The organism is Bradyrhizobium sp. JYMT SZCCT0180, assembly GCF_018130165.1.
GTDB lineage: Bacteria > Pseudomonadota > Alphaproteobacteria > Rhizobiales > Xanthobacteraceae > Bradyrhizobium.
Genome location: NZ_JAFCLZ010000037.1, coordinates 1 through 14,357, shown reverse-complemented (window position 1 = coordinate 14,357; position 14,357 = coordinate 1). Strand labels below are relative to the sequence as shown.

Annotated in this window: 15 protein-coding genes; 4 read left to right on the top strand and 11 right to left on the bottom strand. The window is 63.0% G+C overall.

All coding sequences use genetic code 11. From position 1 onward, the window contains the following. Positions 1-254 precede the first annotated feature (254 nt). From JQ641_RS35710 to JQ641_RS35700, 3 genes are all read right to left on the bottom strand, one after another. Positions 255-548, bottom strand: a complete 294-nt coding sequence (locus JQ641_RS35710) for a type II toxin-antitoxin system HicB family antitoxin (protein ID WP_212001620.1) — start codon at positions 546-548, stop codon at positions 255-257. 9 nt (positions 549-557) lie between these two features. After that, positions 558-698 carry a type II toxin-antitoxin system HicA family toxin gene (locus JQ641_RS35705; protein ID WP_502755029.1) on the bottom strand — a complete coding sequence of 47 codons (141 nt, stop codon included), beginning with the start codon at positions 696-698 and terminating at the stop codon, positions 558-560. A gap of 118 nt (positions 699-816) precedes the next feature. Then, positions 817-3,462 carry an ATP-dependent helicase gene (locus JQ641_RS35700; RefSeq protein WP_212001617.1) on the bottom strand — a complete coding sequence of 882 codons (2,646 nt, stop codon included), beginning with the start codon at positions 3,460-3,462 and terminating at the stop codon, positions 817-819. 282 nt (positions 3,463-3,744) lie between these two features. Between JQ641_RS35700 and JQ641_RS35695 the strand changes: the two genes are divergently transcribed. Beyond that, positions 3,745-3,918 carry a DUF1328 domain-containing protein gene (locus JQ641_RS35695; protein WP_192738021.1) on the top strand — a complete coding sequence of 58 codons (174 nt, stop codon included), beginning with the start codon at positions 3,745-3,747 and terminating at the stop codon, positions 3,916-3,918. Between the two features lie 149 nt (positions 3,919-4,067). Here JQ641_RS35695 and JQ641_RS35690 read toward each other — a convergent pair whose 3' ends face one another. After that, positions 4,068-4,553, bottom strand: a complete 486-nt coding sequence (locus JQ641_RS35690; RefSeq protein WP_212001616.1) for a thioesterase family protein — start codon at positions 4,551-4,553, stop codon at positions 4,068-4,070. A 127-nt stretch (positions 4,554-4,680) separates the two neighbouring features. Between JQ641_RS35690 and JQ641_RS35685 the strand changes: the two genes are divergently transcribed. From JQ641_RS35685 to JQ641_RS35675, 3 genes are all read left to right on the top strand, one after another. Further along, on the top strand, positions 4,681-6,093 hold the full coding sequence (locus JQ641_RS35685; RefSeq protein WP_249151127.1) for an FAD-binding oxidoreductase: 1,413 nt from the start codon (positions 4,681-4,683) through the stop codon (positions 6,091-6,093). A 131-nt stretch (positions 6,094-6,224) separates the two neighbouring features. Beyond that, on the top strand, positions 6,225-7,613 hold the full coding sequence (locus tag JQ641_RS35680) for a Spy/CpxP family protein refolding chaperone (protein ID WP_212001608.1): 1,389 nt from the start codon (positions 6,225-6,227) through the stop codon (positions 7,611-7,613). Positions 7,614-7,781: 168 nt separating this feature from the next. Further along, positions 7,782-8,174 (top strand): hypothetical protein, encoded by a 393-nt coding sequence (locus tag JQ641_RS35675; RefSeq protein WP_212001607.1) that lies wholly within the window; start codon positions 7,782-7,784, stop codon positions 8,172-8,174. Between the two features lie 7 nt (positions 8,175-8,181). Here the strand turns inward: JQ641_RS35675 and JQ641_RS35670 are convergent, their stop codons facing one another. The 7 genes from JQ641_RS35670 to JQ641_RS35640 form a co-directional block, all read right to left on the bottom strand. Next, positions 8,182-9,171 (bottom strand): gluzincin family metallopeptidase, encoded by a 990-nt coding sequence (locus JQ641_RS35670; RefSeq protein ID WP_249151121.1) that lies wholly within the window; start codon positions 9,169-9,171, stop codon positions 8,182-8,184. Between the two features lie 64 nt (positions 9,172-9,235). Beyond that, positions 9,236-10,015, bottom strand: coding sequence for an HvfC/BufC N-terminal domain-containing protein (locus tag JQ641_RS35665; RefSeq protein WP_212001601.1), 780 nt, complete (start codon positions 10,013-10,015; stop codon positions 9,236-9,238). Next, on the bottom strand, positions 10,012-10,917 hold the full coding sequence (gene bufB, locus JQ641_RS35660) for an MNIO family bufferin maturase (protein WP_212001599.1): 906 nt from the start codon (positions 10,915-10,917) through the stop codon (positions 10,012-10,014). The genes JQ641_RS35665 and bufB overlap by 4 nt, the downstream gene beginning before the upstream one ends. Positions 10,918-11,039: 122 nt before the next feature. Then, positions 11,040-11,297 (bottom strand): BufA2 family periplasmic bufferin-type metallophore, encoded by a 258-nt coding sequence (gene bufA2 / locus JQ641_RS35655; protein WP_192738016.1) that lies wholly within the window; start codon positions 11,295-11,297, stop codon positions 11,040-11,042. A 229-nt stretch (positions 11,298-11,526) separates the two neighbouring features. Then, positions 11,527-11,790 (bottom strand): BufA2 family periplasmic bufferin-type metallophore, encoded by a 264-nt coding sequence (gene bufA2, locus JQ641_RS35650; protein WP_212001595.1) that lies wholly within the window; start codon positions 11,788-11,790, stop codon positions 11,527-11,529. Positions 11,791-12,140: 350 nt separating this feature from the next. Further along, positions 12,141-13,019, bottom strand: coding sequence for a tetratricopeptide repeat protein (locus JQ641_RS35645; RefSeq protein ID WP_212001584.1), 879 nt, complete (start codon positions 13,017-13,019; stop codon positions 12,141-12,143). A gap of 61 nt (positions 13,020-13,080) precedes the next feature. Further along, positions 13,081-14,142, bottom strand: a complete 1,062-nt coding sequence (locus JQ641_RS35640) for a hypothetical protein (protein WP_212001572.1) — start codon at positions 14,140-14,142, stop codon at positions 13,081-13,083. Positions 14,143-14,357: the final 215 nt, after the last annotated feature.

Below are 14,357 nucleotides of genomic sequence, written 5' to 3'. Positions count from 1 at the left end.
TGGTATCGTGCGCGATCCTGTGCGGCCTCAAGGCGAGGGCTGGGATGACCGCGGAAAGGCAGCACGCGGTGCGCCATCTGGTCCGGGATGTCGTCGCGTTCACCGGAATTGATTTGATCGCTCCCGCTCCTTGCCGGCAACTTGTGCGGGCGTGTAAGCGATTGCGATTGAATGGATTTTCGGTTCCGTGCTGAGTTCGTAGAGCCAGGGTTCCGAACGATGAAATGACCGTGGCAAGGTCTGATGCCGGCTCCTTACTCCGCTGCGTGAGCGCGAGCAGGATATTCGACGAACGCAACCACAGCGTCTTTTGCTTCTTCAAGAAATTCCGGGTTATTGCGAAGTTCGTCGATGGTGCTTGGGGCTTTGAAGCCCGTCGAGCCGTCAGGGTTGGTCCAGTCCTCCGCAGCAAATTGCAGGACTTCACGCGCCTGTTGCATGGCTTCGTCGACGGTGTCGCCGGCAGTGAATACGCCGGGAATATCGGGGAACGATACGCCGTAGCAACTGTCCGGATCTTTATGGATCAATGCGATGTAATGCGGCATCGCGAACTCCTAATCCCTGTCCCAGCCAACCTGGCGGTAAATCGCGCGGACTGTGCCAATTGGCATATCTCGCTTCGGATGAGTGACGATGGTCATCTTGTTCGATACCGGATGACGAAACTTATGGTGCGATCCTCTTACGCTAACCAGTCTGAAGCCATCCTGCTCCAGCGTCTTATAATATCACGGCTGTCCCTCAGCATCACTGCCTCCCCGTCGAACTATATGACGGAAAGCCAGTCGCGGCCAGACCGGGTCAAGTAGGAATTCACACCCGCTCCACAAAACTATCGACCACCTTCTTCTCGCCGGCTTTCTCGAACGCGATGGTGAGCTTGTTGCCGTCGATTTTCACGACGTTGCCGTAGCCGAATTTCTGGTGGAAGACGCGGTCGTCGAGCGAGAATTCCGAAACGGTGCCGGTGGATTTGGCGACCAGTTCGCCCTCGATCACCATCGGCCCACGCTTGGTGCGGGAGAAGCCGCCGCGCGCGTCGCCGGAGGATGAGAATGACGATTGGCTTTCCTCAAACCCGTCGCGGGTCTGGCCGTGACGGCCTCCTTGATTGTTGCGCGCGCGATTGGCCTGCGCGCGCTGCCAGCCCGGCGTGGTGTAGCTGGAGCCGAAGGATTCCACGTTGTCGAAGCGGGAGGCGCCGTAGCCACCGCTGCCGCCCCAGCCCGAGCCGCCCTTGGATTCCGTGATCTCGACATTGTCAGCCGGCAATTCGTCGAGGAAGCGCGACGGGATCGTGGTCGACCAGGTGCCGTGAATGCGGCGGTTGGTGGCAAAGTATAATTTGGCGCGGCGGCGGGCGCGGGTCAGCCCGACATGGGCGAGGCGACGTTCTTCTTCGAGGCCGGCGCGGCCCTGTTCGTCGAGCGTGCGCTGGCTCGGAAACAGGCCTTCCTCCCAGCCGGGCAGGAACACGTTGTCGAATTCGAGACCCTTGGCCGAATGCAGCGTCATCAGCGACACGGCTTCTTCCTCGGCGCCGCCGTCGCGGTCCATCACCAGCGAGATGTGTTCGAGGAAACCCTGCAGGTTTTCGAACTCTTCCATCGAGCGCACCAGCTCCTTGAGGTTATCGAGCCGTCCGGCGGCATCCGCGGAGCGGTCCTTCTGCCACATCTCGGTATAGCCGCTTTCGTCGAGCACGATTTCGGCGAGCTCCGTATGCCTGGTGACCTCGCGCTGGGCGCGCCAGCGGTCGAAATGCAGGATGAGATCGCGCAAGGACCCGCGCGCCTTCGGCTTCAACTCGTCGGTCTCGACCACGGCGCGGGCGGCCTCGAACAAGGGAATGCGGCGCTTGCGGGCGTGGTCGTGCAGCATCTGCACGGTGGCGTCGCCGAGTCCGCGCTTGGGTACGTTGACGATGCGCTCGAAGGCGAGATCATCCGCCGGCGAATTGATCACGCGCAAATACGCCAGCGCGTCGCGGATTTCGGCGCGCTCGTAGAATCTGGGACCACCGATCACGCGATAGGGCAGGCCGAGCGTGACAAAACGATCTTCGAATTCGCGCATCTGGAACGAGGCCCGCACCAGGATCGCGACCTCGTTGAGGTTCTCGCCGGCGCGCTGCAGCTCCTCGATCTCCTCGCCGATGGCGCGGGCTTCCTCTTCCGAATCCCAGGAGCCGGTCACGGTGACCTTCTCGCCGAGGGCGTCCTCGGTGCGCAGCGTCTTGCCGAGCCGGCCTTCATTATGCGCGATCAGATGCGAGGCGGCGGCGAGGATATGGCCGGTGGAACGGTAGTTGCGTTCGAGTCTGATAACCTTGGCGCCCGGGAAATCGTGATCGAAGCGCAGGATGTTGTCGACCTCGGCACCGCGCCAGCCATAGATCGACTGGTCGTCGTCGCCGACGCAGCAGATGTTTTTGAGGGGCGAGGAGGGAGCGAGGTTTCTCTCGTCATTCCGGGGCGCGCCGACAGGCGCGAACCCGGAATCTCGAGATGAGTCCTCTTCACCTCGAGATTCTCCGATGTGCAATTCCACATCGGAGTTCGCGTCTTCGACGCGCCCCGGAACGACGACAGGATCAAGCGAGCCCGGAATGACCGCAGCCAGGGCTTGCGCCTTGGAGGGTGACGACGGCGCCTGCGACAGCAGCCGCAGCCACAGATATTGCGCGACGTTGGTGTCCTGATATTCGTCGACCAGAATGAACTTGAACCGGCTCTGGTATTGCCGCAGCACGTCAGGGTGCTCGCGGAACAGGCGGATGTTCTCCAGCAACAGATCGCCGAAATCGGCGGCGTTGAGGACCTTCAGCCGCTCCTGATAGCTGGCGTAAAGCTTGCCGCCCTTGCCGTTGCCGAACACGGCGGCTTCGCCCGCCGGCACCTGCGCAGGCGTCAGGCCGCGGTTCTTCCAGCCGTCGATCAGGCCGGCCAGCATCCGCGCCGGCCAGCGCTTGTCGTCGATGTTCTCGGCCTGCAGCAATTGCTTGAGCAGGCGGACCTGGTCGTCGACGTCGAGCACGGTGAAATTGGATTTCAGCTGCACCAGTTCGGCGTGGTAGCGCAGGATGCGCCCGCCGATCGAGTGGAAGGTGCCGAGCCACGGCATGCCTTCGACGGCCTGGCCGAGCATCTGGCCGAGCCGCAGCTTCATCTCGCGCGCGGCCTTGTTGGTGAAAGTCACGGAGAGGATTTCGTGCGGGCGCGCCCGGCCCTGGCTCAGGATATGGGCGATGCGCGTGGTCAGCACGCGCGTTTTGCCGGTGCCGGCGCCGGCCAGTACCAGCACCGGGCCGTCCAGCGTCACGACGGCGTCGCGCTGCTCCGGATTGAGCCCGCTGAGATATTGCGGGGCCGCCGTGGCGCGCGCACGCGCGGCGATGCCGCCAGCTGCGGGCTGGTGCTCGGGAACGCCGTGATGGGGCAGCTTGCTCGGCTCTGTCATGCGAATCGTCTTGTCCCCACGATGGCACCGTGAGGCGGTGAAGGGGAGCCTTCTTAGCAGGGATTAAGGGCCATATAGGGCCTGTCCGGCCGTTTTGACAGGTTTAATCCGGCGTTATCCCGCGACCGATTTTGGCAGGCCCCCCGCGATTTTGTTCCGCCTTGTTGACAAATATTCCCGGTTTCGCACCCAGGAACCATCGCTTTCGGGCCGGATTGTTTTGGCATGAGCTGGTGCGAGCCGTCCGGGCCGCGCCGATCGCAACCAAACAGAGGTCGTGTCATGCTGAGCTGGGTCGTTACGTTTCTGGTCGTCGCGCTGATCGCAGGCATTCTGGGCTTCGGCGGCATCGCCGGCGCCTCGGTCGAAATCGCCAAGGCGATCTTCTTCATCGCCATCATCCTGTTCCTGGTCTCGGCGGTGGTCGGCCTGGTGCGCGGGCGAGGACAGGTTTAGCCCGCTCTATCTCCCGTCATCCCCGGACGAACGCGCTTGCGTTCGCTCGGGAGGTGCGCGCCCTTGCGCGCCTCGAAGGATGTACGGCCCGTGGCCCATCCTTCGAGGCTCGCTGCGCTCGCACCTCAGGATGACGATCGCATGCAGCGCTATTTCGAGGGCATCGCCACCTTTCGGCCGATGCCCTCGGGACGTGGAATGGCCGCGTGGCTATCCACCACCGCCTGGATGCGGGCGCGGATATCGGGCGGAAACGGCGCGGCCTTGCGCGCGTTCATGTCGATGTGAATGGTCATGTTCTCCGAAGTCGCGGAGATCCAGCCCTCGGTGGCGTGACGCAGCTCTTCAAACGTATGAATGCGTTTCTCGTCGGCCGCGAGCAGATAGACCGTGACCTGCACGGGATCGCCGAGGTGAATCTCGCGCAAATACCGCACATGGCATTCGGCGGTGAAGGTCGAGCCATGGCGCTCCTTCATGTACGCAGGGCCGATCCCGAGATGCAGCCACATCTGGTCGATCGCGCGGTCCATCATCACGTTGTAGTAGGCCATGTTGAGATGGCCGTTGTAATCGATCCATTGCGGCTCGATCTGCATCACCGACGACAGAAACGGTGCGGAAGGCAGGGGCATTTCGGATAGGTTATTTTTGGCGGCTGAAGCTGAAGTCATCATCCATCCCTGTTTGGCCGATCTCTCTTGACCCCTCATATATCCTTTGCCACGGTCCACTCAAAGCCGGGAGGAATTTTGCGTGGCGATGACGATATCGGGCAATGAGAAGCGGCCGGAGCCGCAGGCGCTGGCAAGCGCCGTTGAGGCGCTGGCGGCGCGGTTCGGCAACCGGCTGATCACCTCGCAGGCGGTGCGCGAACAGCACGGACATACCACCACCTGGCTGCCGAACCAGCCGCCCGATGCCGTGGTAATGGCGTTGGAAACCGTCGATATCCAGGATGTGGTGCGGATTTGCGCCAGGCATACCGTTCCCGTGATCGCGTTCGGCACCGGCACCTCGCTGGAGGGGCAGGTCAATGCGCCGGCCGGCGGCGTCTGCATCGATCTGCGCGACATGAACAAGATCCTGGAAGTCCACGCCGACGACCTCGACTGCGTGATCCAGCCCGGTGTGACCCGCAAGGCGCTGAACGAGCATCTGCGCGATCAGGGCGTGTTTTTCCCGATCGACCCCGGCGCCGACGCCTCGCTCGGCGGCATGGCCTCGACCCGCGCCTCCGGCACCAACGCGGTACGCTACGGCACCATGCGCGACAACGTGTTGGCGCTGAAGGTCGTGCGCGGCGACGGCGAGATCATCACCACGGGCACGCGGGCGAAGAAATCCTCCGCCGGTTACGATCTGACGCATCTGTTCGTCGGCGCGGAGGGCACGCTCGGCATCATCTCCGAACTCACGATAAAACTGCGCGGCATTCCCGAGACGATCGCCGCCGCCGCCTGTTCGTTCGAGACGGTGCGCGGCGCCTGCCAGGCGACGATCCTTGCAATTCAAACCGGCATTCCCGTCGCGCGCATCGAACTGCTCAACGCCGAGCAGGTGCGCGCCTGCAATTCCTATTCGAAGCTGACGCTGCCGGAGACGCCGCTGCTGCTGCTGGAATTCCACGGCAGCGCCAATGAGGTCGCAGAGCAGTCGAAGAATTTCAAGGAAATTGCCGGCGAATGCGGTGGCGGTGATTTCACCTGGACCACCAAGCCGGAGGACCGCACCAAGCTCTGGCAGGCGCGGCACGACGCCTATTGGTCGGTGAAGGCGCTGCGTCCCGGCGCCGGCGTGGTCGCGACCGACGTCTGTGTGCCGATCTCGCGGCTGGCCGATTGCGTCACCGAGACCGAGGAGGATCTGAAGCGGCTCAATCTGCTGTCGCCGATCGTCGGCCATGTCGGCGACGGCAATTTCCACTGCTCGCTGGTCTGCGACGTCGACAACGCCGACGAGATGGCCCGCGGCGAGGATTTCATGCACCGCCTGGTCGAGCGCGCGCAGGCGATGGGCGGCACTTGCACCGGCGAACACGGCATCGGACAGGGCAAGCAGAAATACCTGAAAGCCGAACTCGGTGATGAGGCGATCGACGCCATGCGCGCGCTGAAGAAGGCGCTCGATCCGCAAAACATCTTCAATCCCGGGAAGATCGTGCCGGCGGTTTAGCGCCGGGCGCAAACTCTCCTGCGAATTCCCCGAAGGCTCGTCCTCTTGCCGCTTCGCAAGTGGAACTTTCGCTCCCCGTCGGCGTCTGTCTGTTGCCGCAAATTATGACGAGTGGCGCAAGGGAGCGTGCCATGCCCAAACCGGCAATCGGAATTGTGGTCTTTGTAGTGGCGATCCTGCTTTCGAGCGTGGCGATCGGCAAGGGCGGAGGTCATGGTGGGGGTCATGGCCACGGGCATGGCGGGGGTCACCATGGCCGGGCCCACGGTGGTGGGCACGGGCATTTCGGCGGGCATCACCGTCATTTTCGTGGTCACCACGGCGGCGGGAAGTTCGCGATATCGCGCTCATATTCGCGAGGCAGTTTTCGCGGCCATCGCGGCTTTGCCGGGCGCAGCGGCCCGAATCTCAGCCAGATCCGCAACGCCTCGGTACGATCCGGAAACTTCCGCCATGCGATGAATTCGCTGTCGCGCGCCAGCGGGTCGCGTGGCGGGCGTCTGCTCAGCAATCCCATGGCGCGGGCACAGATCGCCGCCGGTCTCGCCGTCGCGGGCTGGCAGCAGGGCCGTGGCGGAGGCGGGTGGTGGCAACACGGTAATGGCGGCTATGGGTGGGTTGGTCCGCTGTTCTGGCCGTTCGCCTATCACGACATCTACGATTACACGATCTGGGGAGACCGCATCGGCTTCTGGGACTACGGCTACACTGATATTTACGCCGGAATATTCGCGCCCTACGGCTACGATGCCTTGACCGGCTATCTGGAACAGCGGCCGTCCGGCCGCAGACATCGTGGGCTCGCTCCGCTGGCGCAAATGTGCGGTGACGACAGGCGCGCCATCGCCGGCCTGCCCATTGATCAAATCCAGCTCACCGTTCTGCCGACCGAAACGCAATTTGCCGCGCTCGACGAACTCGGCAACGCATCGATCGCGGCTGCGCAGAACATTCGTGCGGCATGCCCGTCGCAAATCGTATTGACGGCGCCAAGCCGGCTCAGCGCCATGCAGCAGCGGATCGAGGCGATGATTTCGGCGGTCGCCACGGTGCGGCCACCGCTGGAGAAATTCTATGGAATGCTGGACGACGAGCAGAAGGCCCGCTTCAACGCGCTCGCGCAGGATCAGCGCCGGATATCCGTGGCCAACAATGCGAGGAGCCAATCTATCGAGGTGCCTGCGCAAGGGACTGCGCAGGGCTGTGGCGTGGCGCAGTCTGCCGCCATGGCATGGCCAGCCAGCGAGATCGAAACCAGGTTGCGTCCGAACGAGACCCAGCGCTCCGCCCTGCAAGTGCTTCAGGATACCAGCGCCGAGGCTGCCGAGACATTGAAGGCGGCCTGTCAGCCGGGCGAGGTGATGACGCCGCCGGCGCGGTTCGCCGCCATCGCCAAGCGGCTCGATACCATGCTGCAAGCCGTCAAGCAGGTCCGGGCCGCGCTTGAGGATTTTTACGCCACGCTGGACGATGAACAGAAGGCGCAGTTCGAGGCGATCGGACCAAGGCGACCGTCGTAGATAGCCGCCTGAGATCATGGAGGCCGGCTGCACGCCACGAGCAACGAACCGGATTTGCAAATCTCTGTTGCCGGAATGTCACCACCGATTGATTTTCCCGGATGAGAATGCGGCCGCTGATCGCAAGATCGCATTGTTTGTCCTGCAAACGCGCTGGCTGTTGATTCCATGCAATGGTTCAAAAAGGACGTACCCGCACCCAAGGAGATCTGGGACGAGCCCATCGAGGGGCCGATCGGCGATCTCCAGGCTGCGAACAAGATACGGGCAATCTGCCGTTCTGCGGCCAGCAGTGCGGAAAAGATCAGCGGCGCTGCCGACCGTTCGCACGCGAAAATCAAACCCGAAATCGAACGTTATGAGCGCGCGGCGAAAGTCGCGATGCAAATTGCCATGAAGATTTCCGATGGTCTGTTGCGTGACGCCGCCGTGCGCCAGATCCTCGAACTCTGCCTCCAGGCCAATCACACCACGACCGCGCGAACGCTGTTTCGCGCCATTCAGTCCAAATCGATCAGTGACGACGTGCTGAAGCAGCATCCTTCGCTGGGCACGGCGTAGCAGCCCGCTATTTCGCGCGCGGCGAAGTGATGGCTTTGCGGATCGCCGCCAGCGGGGCAGCGTCGTCGAATTCGAGGCTTTCGCCCTGCGGCTTGAGGCCGAGGTCGCGCCACAGGCCCGCGAGATCGGGCGTCACGGGCTTTGAACCCATCTCGTCATGAAGCCTCGTCAGTACGTCGACGCCGACGGCCTTGTCGGCGGTGGAGAGAAGGCGATCGAGCGGCCAATCCTTTTCATGATTGCCGCCCGCGGCGAGGACGCCGCGCATGGCGTCCTGCAGGCCGAGGCGGTTATTCGTTCGCTTGCGGATTTCGATGTCGGCGAGCAGGCAGAACAGCGCGCCGCCCCAATATCTCCGGCCCCAGGTGTCGGTGTTGTCGAGGCCCTGATCGCCGGCCTGTGGCAGGCCCTTCGGCATGTCGCGCATCATCGCCTGCCAGATCTCCGCTGCCGTGAGATCGCCGGCCTGCACCCGCGCCACCGGCTCGATATAGACGGCAAGACCTTCCGACAGCCACGTGTGGCGATGGTTCAGATCGGGCAGGGCGGTGTGCACCATCTCGTGCACCATCACCCAGTCGCGCCGCAAAACCTCTTCAGTGGAATCGCGGCCGAGCGGAATGCGGATCGCGGCGCCGCGATAGCCCCACGTCGTGCCGCCGCGAATGCGGGCGCCGTCGACCGGCACCAGCAGCAGCCGCAGCTGCTCGACGGGGAATCGGCCATAATAGGTGGCGACGGCCTTCGCCGACATCCGGACCCAGTCGAGCACCTTTTCCCTCGGCAGCGCCATCTCGCCGGGCGCGAAGCCGACATGGATAGTGCCGCCGGCGATTTCGAGATCGGTCTTGGGCATCCGGTCGAACGCGTCATACGGCATCCGGTCGCCGCGCAGATACTCCGATTGCGCATCGGCGCGGAACGAAATCACGCTTGCCGGCATGGCGGTGAGGACGGCGGTCAACACGATCCAGCTGATGCCGCCGAGGGTTTTCATCGCGACACGCTTCTGGTCGTAACGGATCGATCGGTGTCGGTGCCCATGTCTCGGGCCTCTGTTATCAGGTGGAAACCGCCGTCAGGGTTGCTGATGTAATCCAGCCGTGCAGATAGCCGGCGCCGCGCGGCGCCGCGCCATCGGGATCGTCATAGGTAGCTAACATCTCGCAGAGCACGCCGAACGGAATGCCGTTCGCGGCCTCGTCCCACATCATCGCCTCTTCAGGGGCAAGTTCGCGGAACATCGGGGTGGCGTCCTGGCGCCAGACCAGGATGCGCGACGGTTCTTCCAGCGTGGCCGCGTCCGGTGGTGTTTCGTCGTTCTTGAGCGCCAGCCAGACCGCGGAGGCGTTGGTGGAAAGATCAAGTCTCGCGGCACTGGGGTGCGGCTGGAACTTGAGATCGTTCCATTGCTCCGGCGCGAACGCGGCCATGGAGGCGAGGTCAAGCACTTCACCTTCCGCGGCGTCGAAGGCGTCGTTGAGCGCTTTCTCCAGCGCTGCGAGATCAGCGAGAACAGGATGATTGCAATAGGGCTCGGCCGATCTCAAAAACTCCGGCAGGCCTTGCGAGAACCAGCGCAGGTTCGGATGCTCCGAGGGACGCGCCTTGACATAGGCATGGCCCATCTCGTCGAACGTCTCGTCGCCGAGATACGAATGCAGCAGCCCGTGGTCGTTACGCAGCGCTTCCACCAGCCGCGAGCCATAGGCATAGCGATAGACGCCGTACAGCGTCTCGCGCTTCTCGCGGGGGCTGTCGAGGATTTCGGCGAGCACCGTGTCGTCGCCGGTCAGGATGCCGCGCTGGAAATCAGCCTGCTGCCGCGCGAAGTCGCTCATCCCGCCTGCTTGCCCAAAGGCGGCAAGACTCTTTCGGCGATCTCGCGGGTTCGGTTCACTTCCACGAGCAATTCGTCGAGCGGCGGGATGTTGTCGTCGCGCTCGATCATGGTCGAGACCCGGCCGAAGCGCTTGATGGCGGCGACATAGAGATCCCAGACGTCCTCGCAGACCGGATGATCATGGGTGTCGATGATGTGGGTGCCCATGTGGCTGTGGCCGGCCATGTGGAATTGCACGACGCGGTCGGCAGGAATCCCATTCAGGAAGGTCATGGGGTCATAGCCGTGGTTGAAGGCGCTGACATAGACGTTGTTGATATCGAACAGCAGCCAGCAACCGGAACGGCGCGACAATTCGGCAAGGAATTCCCATTCCGTCATTTCGGAATTGTTGAACTGGACATAGGTCGAGACGTTTTCGAGCACGATGGCGCGGCCGAGGAAATCCTGCACCAGCTGCACGCGGCTGACCACGTGGTCGAGCGCCTCTGCCGTATAGGGGATCGGCAACAGGTCGTGCAGGTTCTTGCCGTGCACGCCGGTCCAGCACAGATGGTCGGAGATCCATTTTGGTTCGACACGCCTGGCGAGATCTTTCAGGCCCTGCAGATATTCGAAATTCGGCGGCGCGGTCGATGCGATCGACAGCGACACGCCGTGCATCACGACGGGATAGCGTTCGCAAATCCGGTCAAGTACGCGCAGCGGCTGGCCGCCGGGCAGCATGTAGTTTTCGCTGATGACTTCGAACCAGTCGATCGGCGGGTTGCCGCCGAGGATTTCGTCGTAGTGTTGCGCGCGCAGGCCGAGCCCGAAGCCAAGGAAGGGAGGCTTATCCGACTGCAGCGGGCGCTCTGCAAGCGCCGCCGGGGAGCTGGGCAATCTGCTTGCGACGTTCATGTCGTCTCCGCTTCGCGCATCGCGATCAGGCGATGGGTATTGCCTCAAATTATCATGGAAAGGGGACCCGGCATACACCGGGCCCCGTTCCCGGAACGGAGCCCCGTTCCGGATGGCCTCGATCAGGCGGGCGAATACTTGCCCTTGGCGGCGTCGCACTTTTCCTTGGTCATGGCGGAGAAGCCCTGACCCTTGCAGGCGTTCTGACCCTTGCAGGCGCTCGCGCCGCTCTTGCAGGCGCTCTGGCCCTTGCAGGCGTTGGCGCCGACGCATTTGCCTTCGCCGGCGGCGTAGGTGACGGTCGACATCGTCGCGCCGGCCAGGAACAGAGTGGCTGCAGCGGCGGCAATCGTGGCACCGGATTTGGAAGTCATCTTCATGGACGTCTCCTCGAGAAAGAAGTGTGAAGGTGCACCACCCGCAAGCCACTGACATCAGGACCGACAGATGGTACCCGGGGATAAATACGCGGCGAGTTTGGCTTGGTTACACGGCGAGCGAAATTTATTTCAAGGATCGGGCGGGCTTAAGTGAAACATTCCCGGGCTGGAATTGAACCGTGAGGGCCCGGCATCGATGCCGGGCCCTTTTCACGTCAATTCGGGACGATCAGGCCTTGACGAACTTGCCGCCCATGGCGGTGCACGCCTTCTCGGTGGTCATCGAGAAGCCCTGACCCTTGCAGGCATTCTGTCCCTTGCAGGCGCTCGAGCCGCCCTTGCAGGCGCTCTGTCCCTTGCAGGCGTTGCCGACCATGCACTTGCCGGCGGCGGCGTTTGCCGACGTCGAGCCGGTCGACACAACCGCGCCGGCGAGGAACAAAGTGGCAGCGGCGGCTGCGAGCGTCGCACCGGATTTTGTATTCAGCTTCATGACCTTCTCCTTGATGATTGTTTGACGACAATAGGACGCCGTGAGCGTTCGATGACCTTGATGTCATCGACCCGCACAACGCTAAGGAAACAACGGATGCCAATCAGATCGCGGTGGCTCGCGAAGGCCGTTAGCCTCCGTGATTTGAATGCTCATCCGGACACAGCTACGGGGCATCGATCGATTTGGTTACAAAGTTTCGAAAGAAAGTTTTCTTTTTTCGATTTGGGTGACCCGGTCATGTCTAACCGCAGTGTCCCGGGAGTATTTCGTTGCGTTGCACAACGGAATTGTTGGCTGGTGCGCGTTTAGGGCGTGTGATCCATAAGACGCTGGCGTGCCATCCGACCTCAGACGGTGGTGCCGAGCTGAGCGAGCAACTCTCCGATCAGTTTGCGCCCGTCGGCATCTTGCGTCATCGCCAACGCGTTGCGATAGTCCGCGATCGCAAGGTCGAACCGCCGCATCATCCGGTAGGTCAGCGCGCGGTTGCGCAGAAAGGCGGGATTTGCGGGATTGATCTCGATCGCTTGCGTGAAGTCGGCGATGGCAAGGTCGTATCTGCGCAAGGTGTGATGGAGCAGACCGCGGTTGCTGATGGCGCCGGCGTGTCGCGGCGCGATCTGCAGCACCTTGCCGTATTCCGCGATGGCCAGCTCTTCGAAGCGGCCCTCGTTGACGAAGGCGTCGAAATCGGAGCCGGCCTTCTGCTGCAACGCCGCTGCACGGCCGAAGTAAGCATTGACCCACTTCGGATTGATCACGATCGCGGCGTCGTAGTCCTGCATCGCGCGGTCAACGCGGCCCTTGTCCCGATAGGCGTCGCCGCGGTTGGTTAAGGCAAGGGAATCGTTGGGATTGAGCCGGATCGCAGAATCAAACTCCGTGATGGCGCGATCGAGCTGCTTCTGGCGCAGGAACGCGACACCGCGGCTGTTGAACGGGCCAGGGGCGGTCGGGTGGGCTTTCGTCGCCGCGTCGAAATCCGCCACCGCCCGGTCGTAGACGCCGAGGGCCAGATTGGCATTGCCGCGGATGAGGTAGACACGGGCAAGTTCCCTGGCCTCGGCGGGCGGCGCATTCGTGATGACGAATGAGCAGGCCGCAGCCCTCGGGGCGGGTGGGGTGGCATTGTCCAGGCACATGCGCTGCTGCGCTTCGGCCTGCGCGCCTGCCGGCGCCAGGATGATTGTGACGGCGGTGAGAAGCACACTGGCAAGGACCCGCATCGCGCGCTCCATGTTTCCTGACTGTCCTGTTGCTGATCCGGGCCGCTGCGTCGCTTTCATGTCACGTGCGTCCTGGCTGGCGCGCGATCGTGTCGGAAGCCGTCTGCGGCGGGGACTTGGCACGCGCTTCGTCTTGCAGACGCCGGTTGGTCTCGGCGTTGCGGCGCATGAGTGTGTCTATTGCCCGCGCGATTTCGTCGTCGTGCCGGCCGAGCACGCAGCCGCCCATCGCGATCGCGCCATAGTCGAGCACCGCGTGACGCTTCGGATCGGTGGCTTCGACGAGGAGGTGGGGGACCACGTGGCCGGCCTGTCTCAGGGTCTGCACCATGGGGGTCTGCTGAGCGGCTGTCGGCACCTGCTGGTCATTCGGGTCGCTGATAACCATCATGCGCAAGGCGCGGTTCTGCGCGAGCCATTGCACCTTGCCCGTGATGTCGAAAAAAGTCCTTGCGGGATCGCCGGGCTTTGCGGGACCCCGGGTCACGATCTGTCCCGAGCCGGAAATCAGGCAGGCGACGTCGCGCCGCATCTGGGCCAGGCCGAACACAAGCCGGCCTCCGCCGGACTCCCCGAACAGATGGAAGCCTTCGAACTGGTAGCGTTGCCGGAGCGCCTCGAGCGCCATGTCCATCAGCTGCAGCTCGACGAGGGTCTTGCGTGACAGATGGGTGCCGGACGTGCCTTCGACGCCGATGCGTCCAAGATAGATCGCCGTGGTCTTCGCCATCTTCGAAAAATGGTCGGCGATAGCGACGAGTTTGTCGGTGTTGACGTCACTGGCCTTGGACGGATCCGCCCAGGTCCAACGGGCCGGATCAACCGGACCGTTGTGATCGCCGTTCAGAATGATGACCGGGCGCGAGCCCTGGCCTCCGGCGGTGGAAAGATAATAGCGGACACAGAAATCCTGGCTGTAGACGTTGAGCCAGAAGGTCTGCGGTTTCGCGGCGCACTCTTCGCGCGTCATCGTGATCCCGCGCAGCGAGTCTTCTTTCCTGATAATCTCCGCGCCGGCAGGGTCGGCCACAAACACCGAGATGGCCAGCAGCATCGCTGCGAGCGAGCCGCGCGCCACATTCGACCAGCAAGCATATTTTGAGCAAGCCATGACGACCAACACCGGTTCATTCCTGTTGGCCGTTTGTCGCTTGAAGCGGGTGGAGGCGCTGTGATGCCGGTCACACAGAATGGAGCTGGAGGCGAGTGGGACAGGTCAGATAGCAACCGCGAAGGAAGCGCACTCCCTCTCCCGCTTGCGGGCAGGGCTATCGCATATGGCTGAGGGTAGCCAAGAGGAAGGCGTCGTCCCAACCGGCGCGCTTGATTTTACGCCGG

What these genes read in the sequence shown, in the direction of transcription:
- JQ641_RS35710 (WP_212001620.1), bottom strand. Translation starts at nt 548, where the DNA reads ATGCCGCATTACATCGCATTGATCCATAAAGATCCGGACAGTTGCTAC.
- JQ641_RS35700 (WP_212001617.1), bottom strand. Translation starts at nt 3,462, where the DNA reads ATGACAGAGCCGAGCAAGCTGCCCCATCACGGCGTTCCCGAGCACCAG.
- JQ641_RS35695 (WP_192738021.1), top strand. Translation starts at nt 3,745, where the DNA reads ATGCTGAGCTGGGTCGTTACGTTTCTGGTCGTCGCGCTGATCGCAGGC.
- JQ641_RS35690 (WP_212001616.1), bottom strand. Translation starts at nt 4,553, where the DNA reads ATGCCCCTGCCTTCCGCACCGTTTCTGTCGTCGGTGATGCAGATCGAG.
- JQ641_RS35685 (WP_249151127.1), top strand. Translation starts at nt 4,681, where the DNA reads ATGACGATATCGGGCAATGAGAAGCGGCCGGAGCCGCAGGCGCTGGCA.
- JQ641_RS35680 (WP_212001608.1), top strand. Translation starts at nt 6,225, where the DNA reads ATGCCCAAACCGGCAATCGGAATTGTGGTCTTTGTAGTGGCGATCCTG.
- JQ641_RS35675 (WP_212001607.1), top strand. Translation starts at nt 7,782, where the DNA reads ATGCAATGGTTCAAAAAGGACGTACCCGCACCCAAGGAGATCTGGGAC.
- JQ641_RS35670 (WP_249151121.1), bottom strand. Translation starts at nt 9,171, where the DNA reads ATGAAAACCCTCGGCGGCATCAGCTGGATCGTGTTGACCGCCGTCCTC.
- JQ641_RS35665 (WP_212001601.1), bottom strand. Translation starts at nt 10,015, where the DNA reads ATGAGCGACTTCGCGCGGCAGCAGGCTGATTTCCAGCGCGGCATCCTG.
- bufB (WP_212001599.1), bottom strand. Translation starts at nt 10,917, where the DNA reads ATGAACGTCGCAAGCAGATTGCCCAGCTCCCCGGCGGCGCTTGCAGAG.
- bufA2 (WP_192738016.1), bottom strand. Translation starts at nt 11,297, where the DNA reads ATGAAGATGACTTCCAAATCCGGTGCCACGATTGCCGCCGCTGCAGCC.
- bufA2 (WP_212001595.1), bottom strand. Translation starts at nt 11,790, where the DNA reads ATGAAGCTGAATACAAAATCCGGTGCGACGCTCGCAGCCGCCGCTGCC.
- JQ641_RS35645 (WP_212001584.1), bottom strand. Translation starts at nt 13,019, where the DNA reads ATGCGGGTCCTTGCCAGTGTGCTTCTCACCGCCGTCACAATCATCCTG.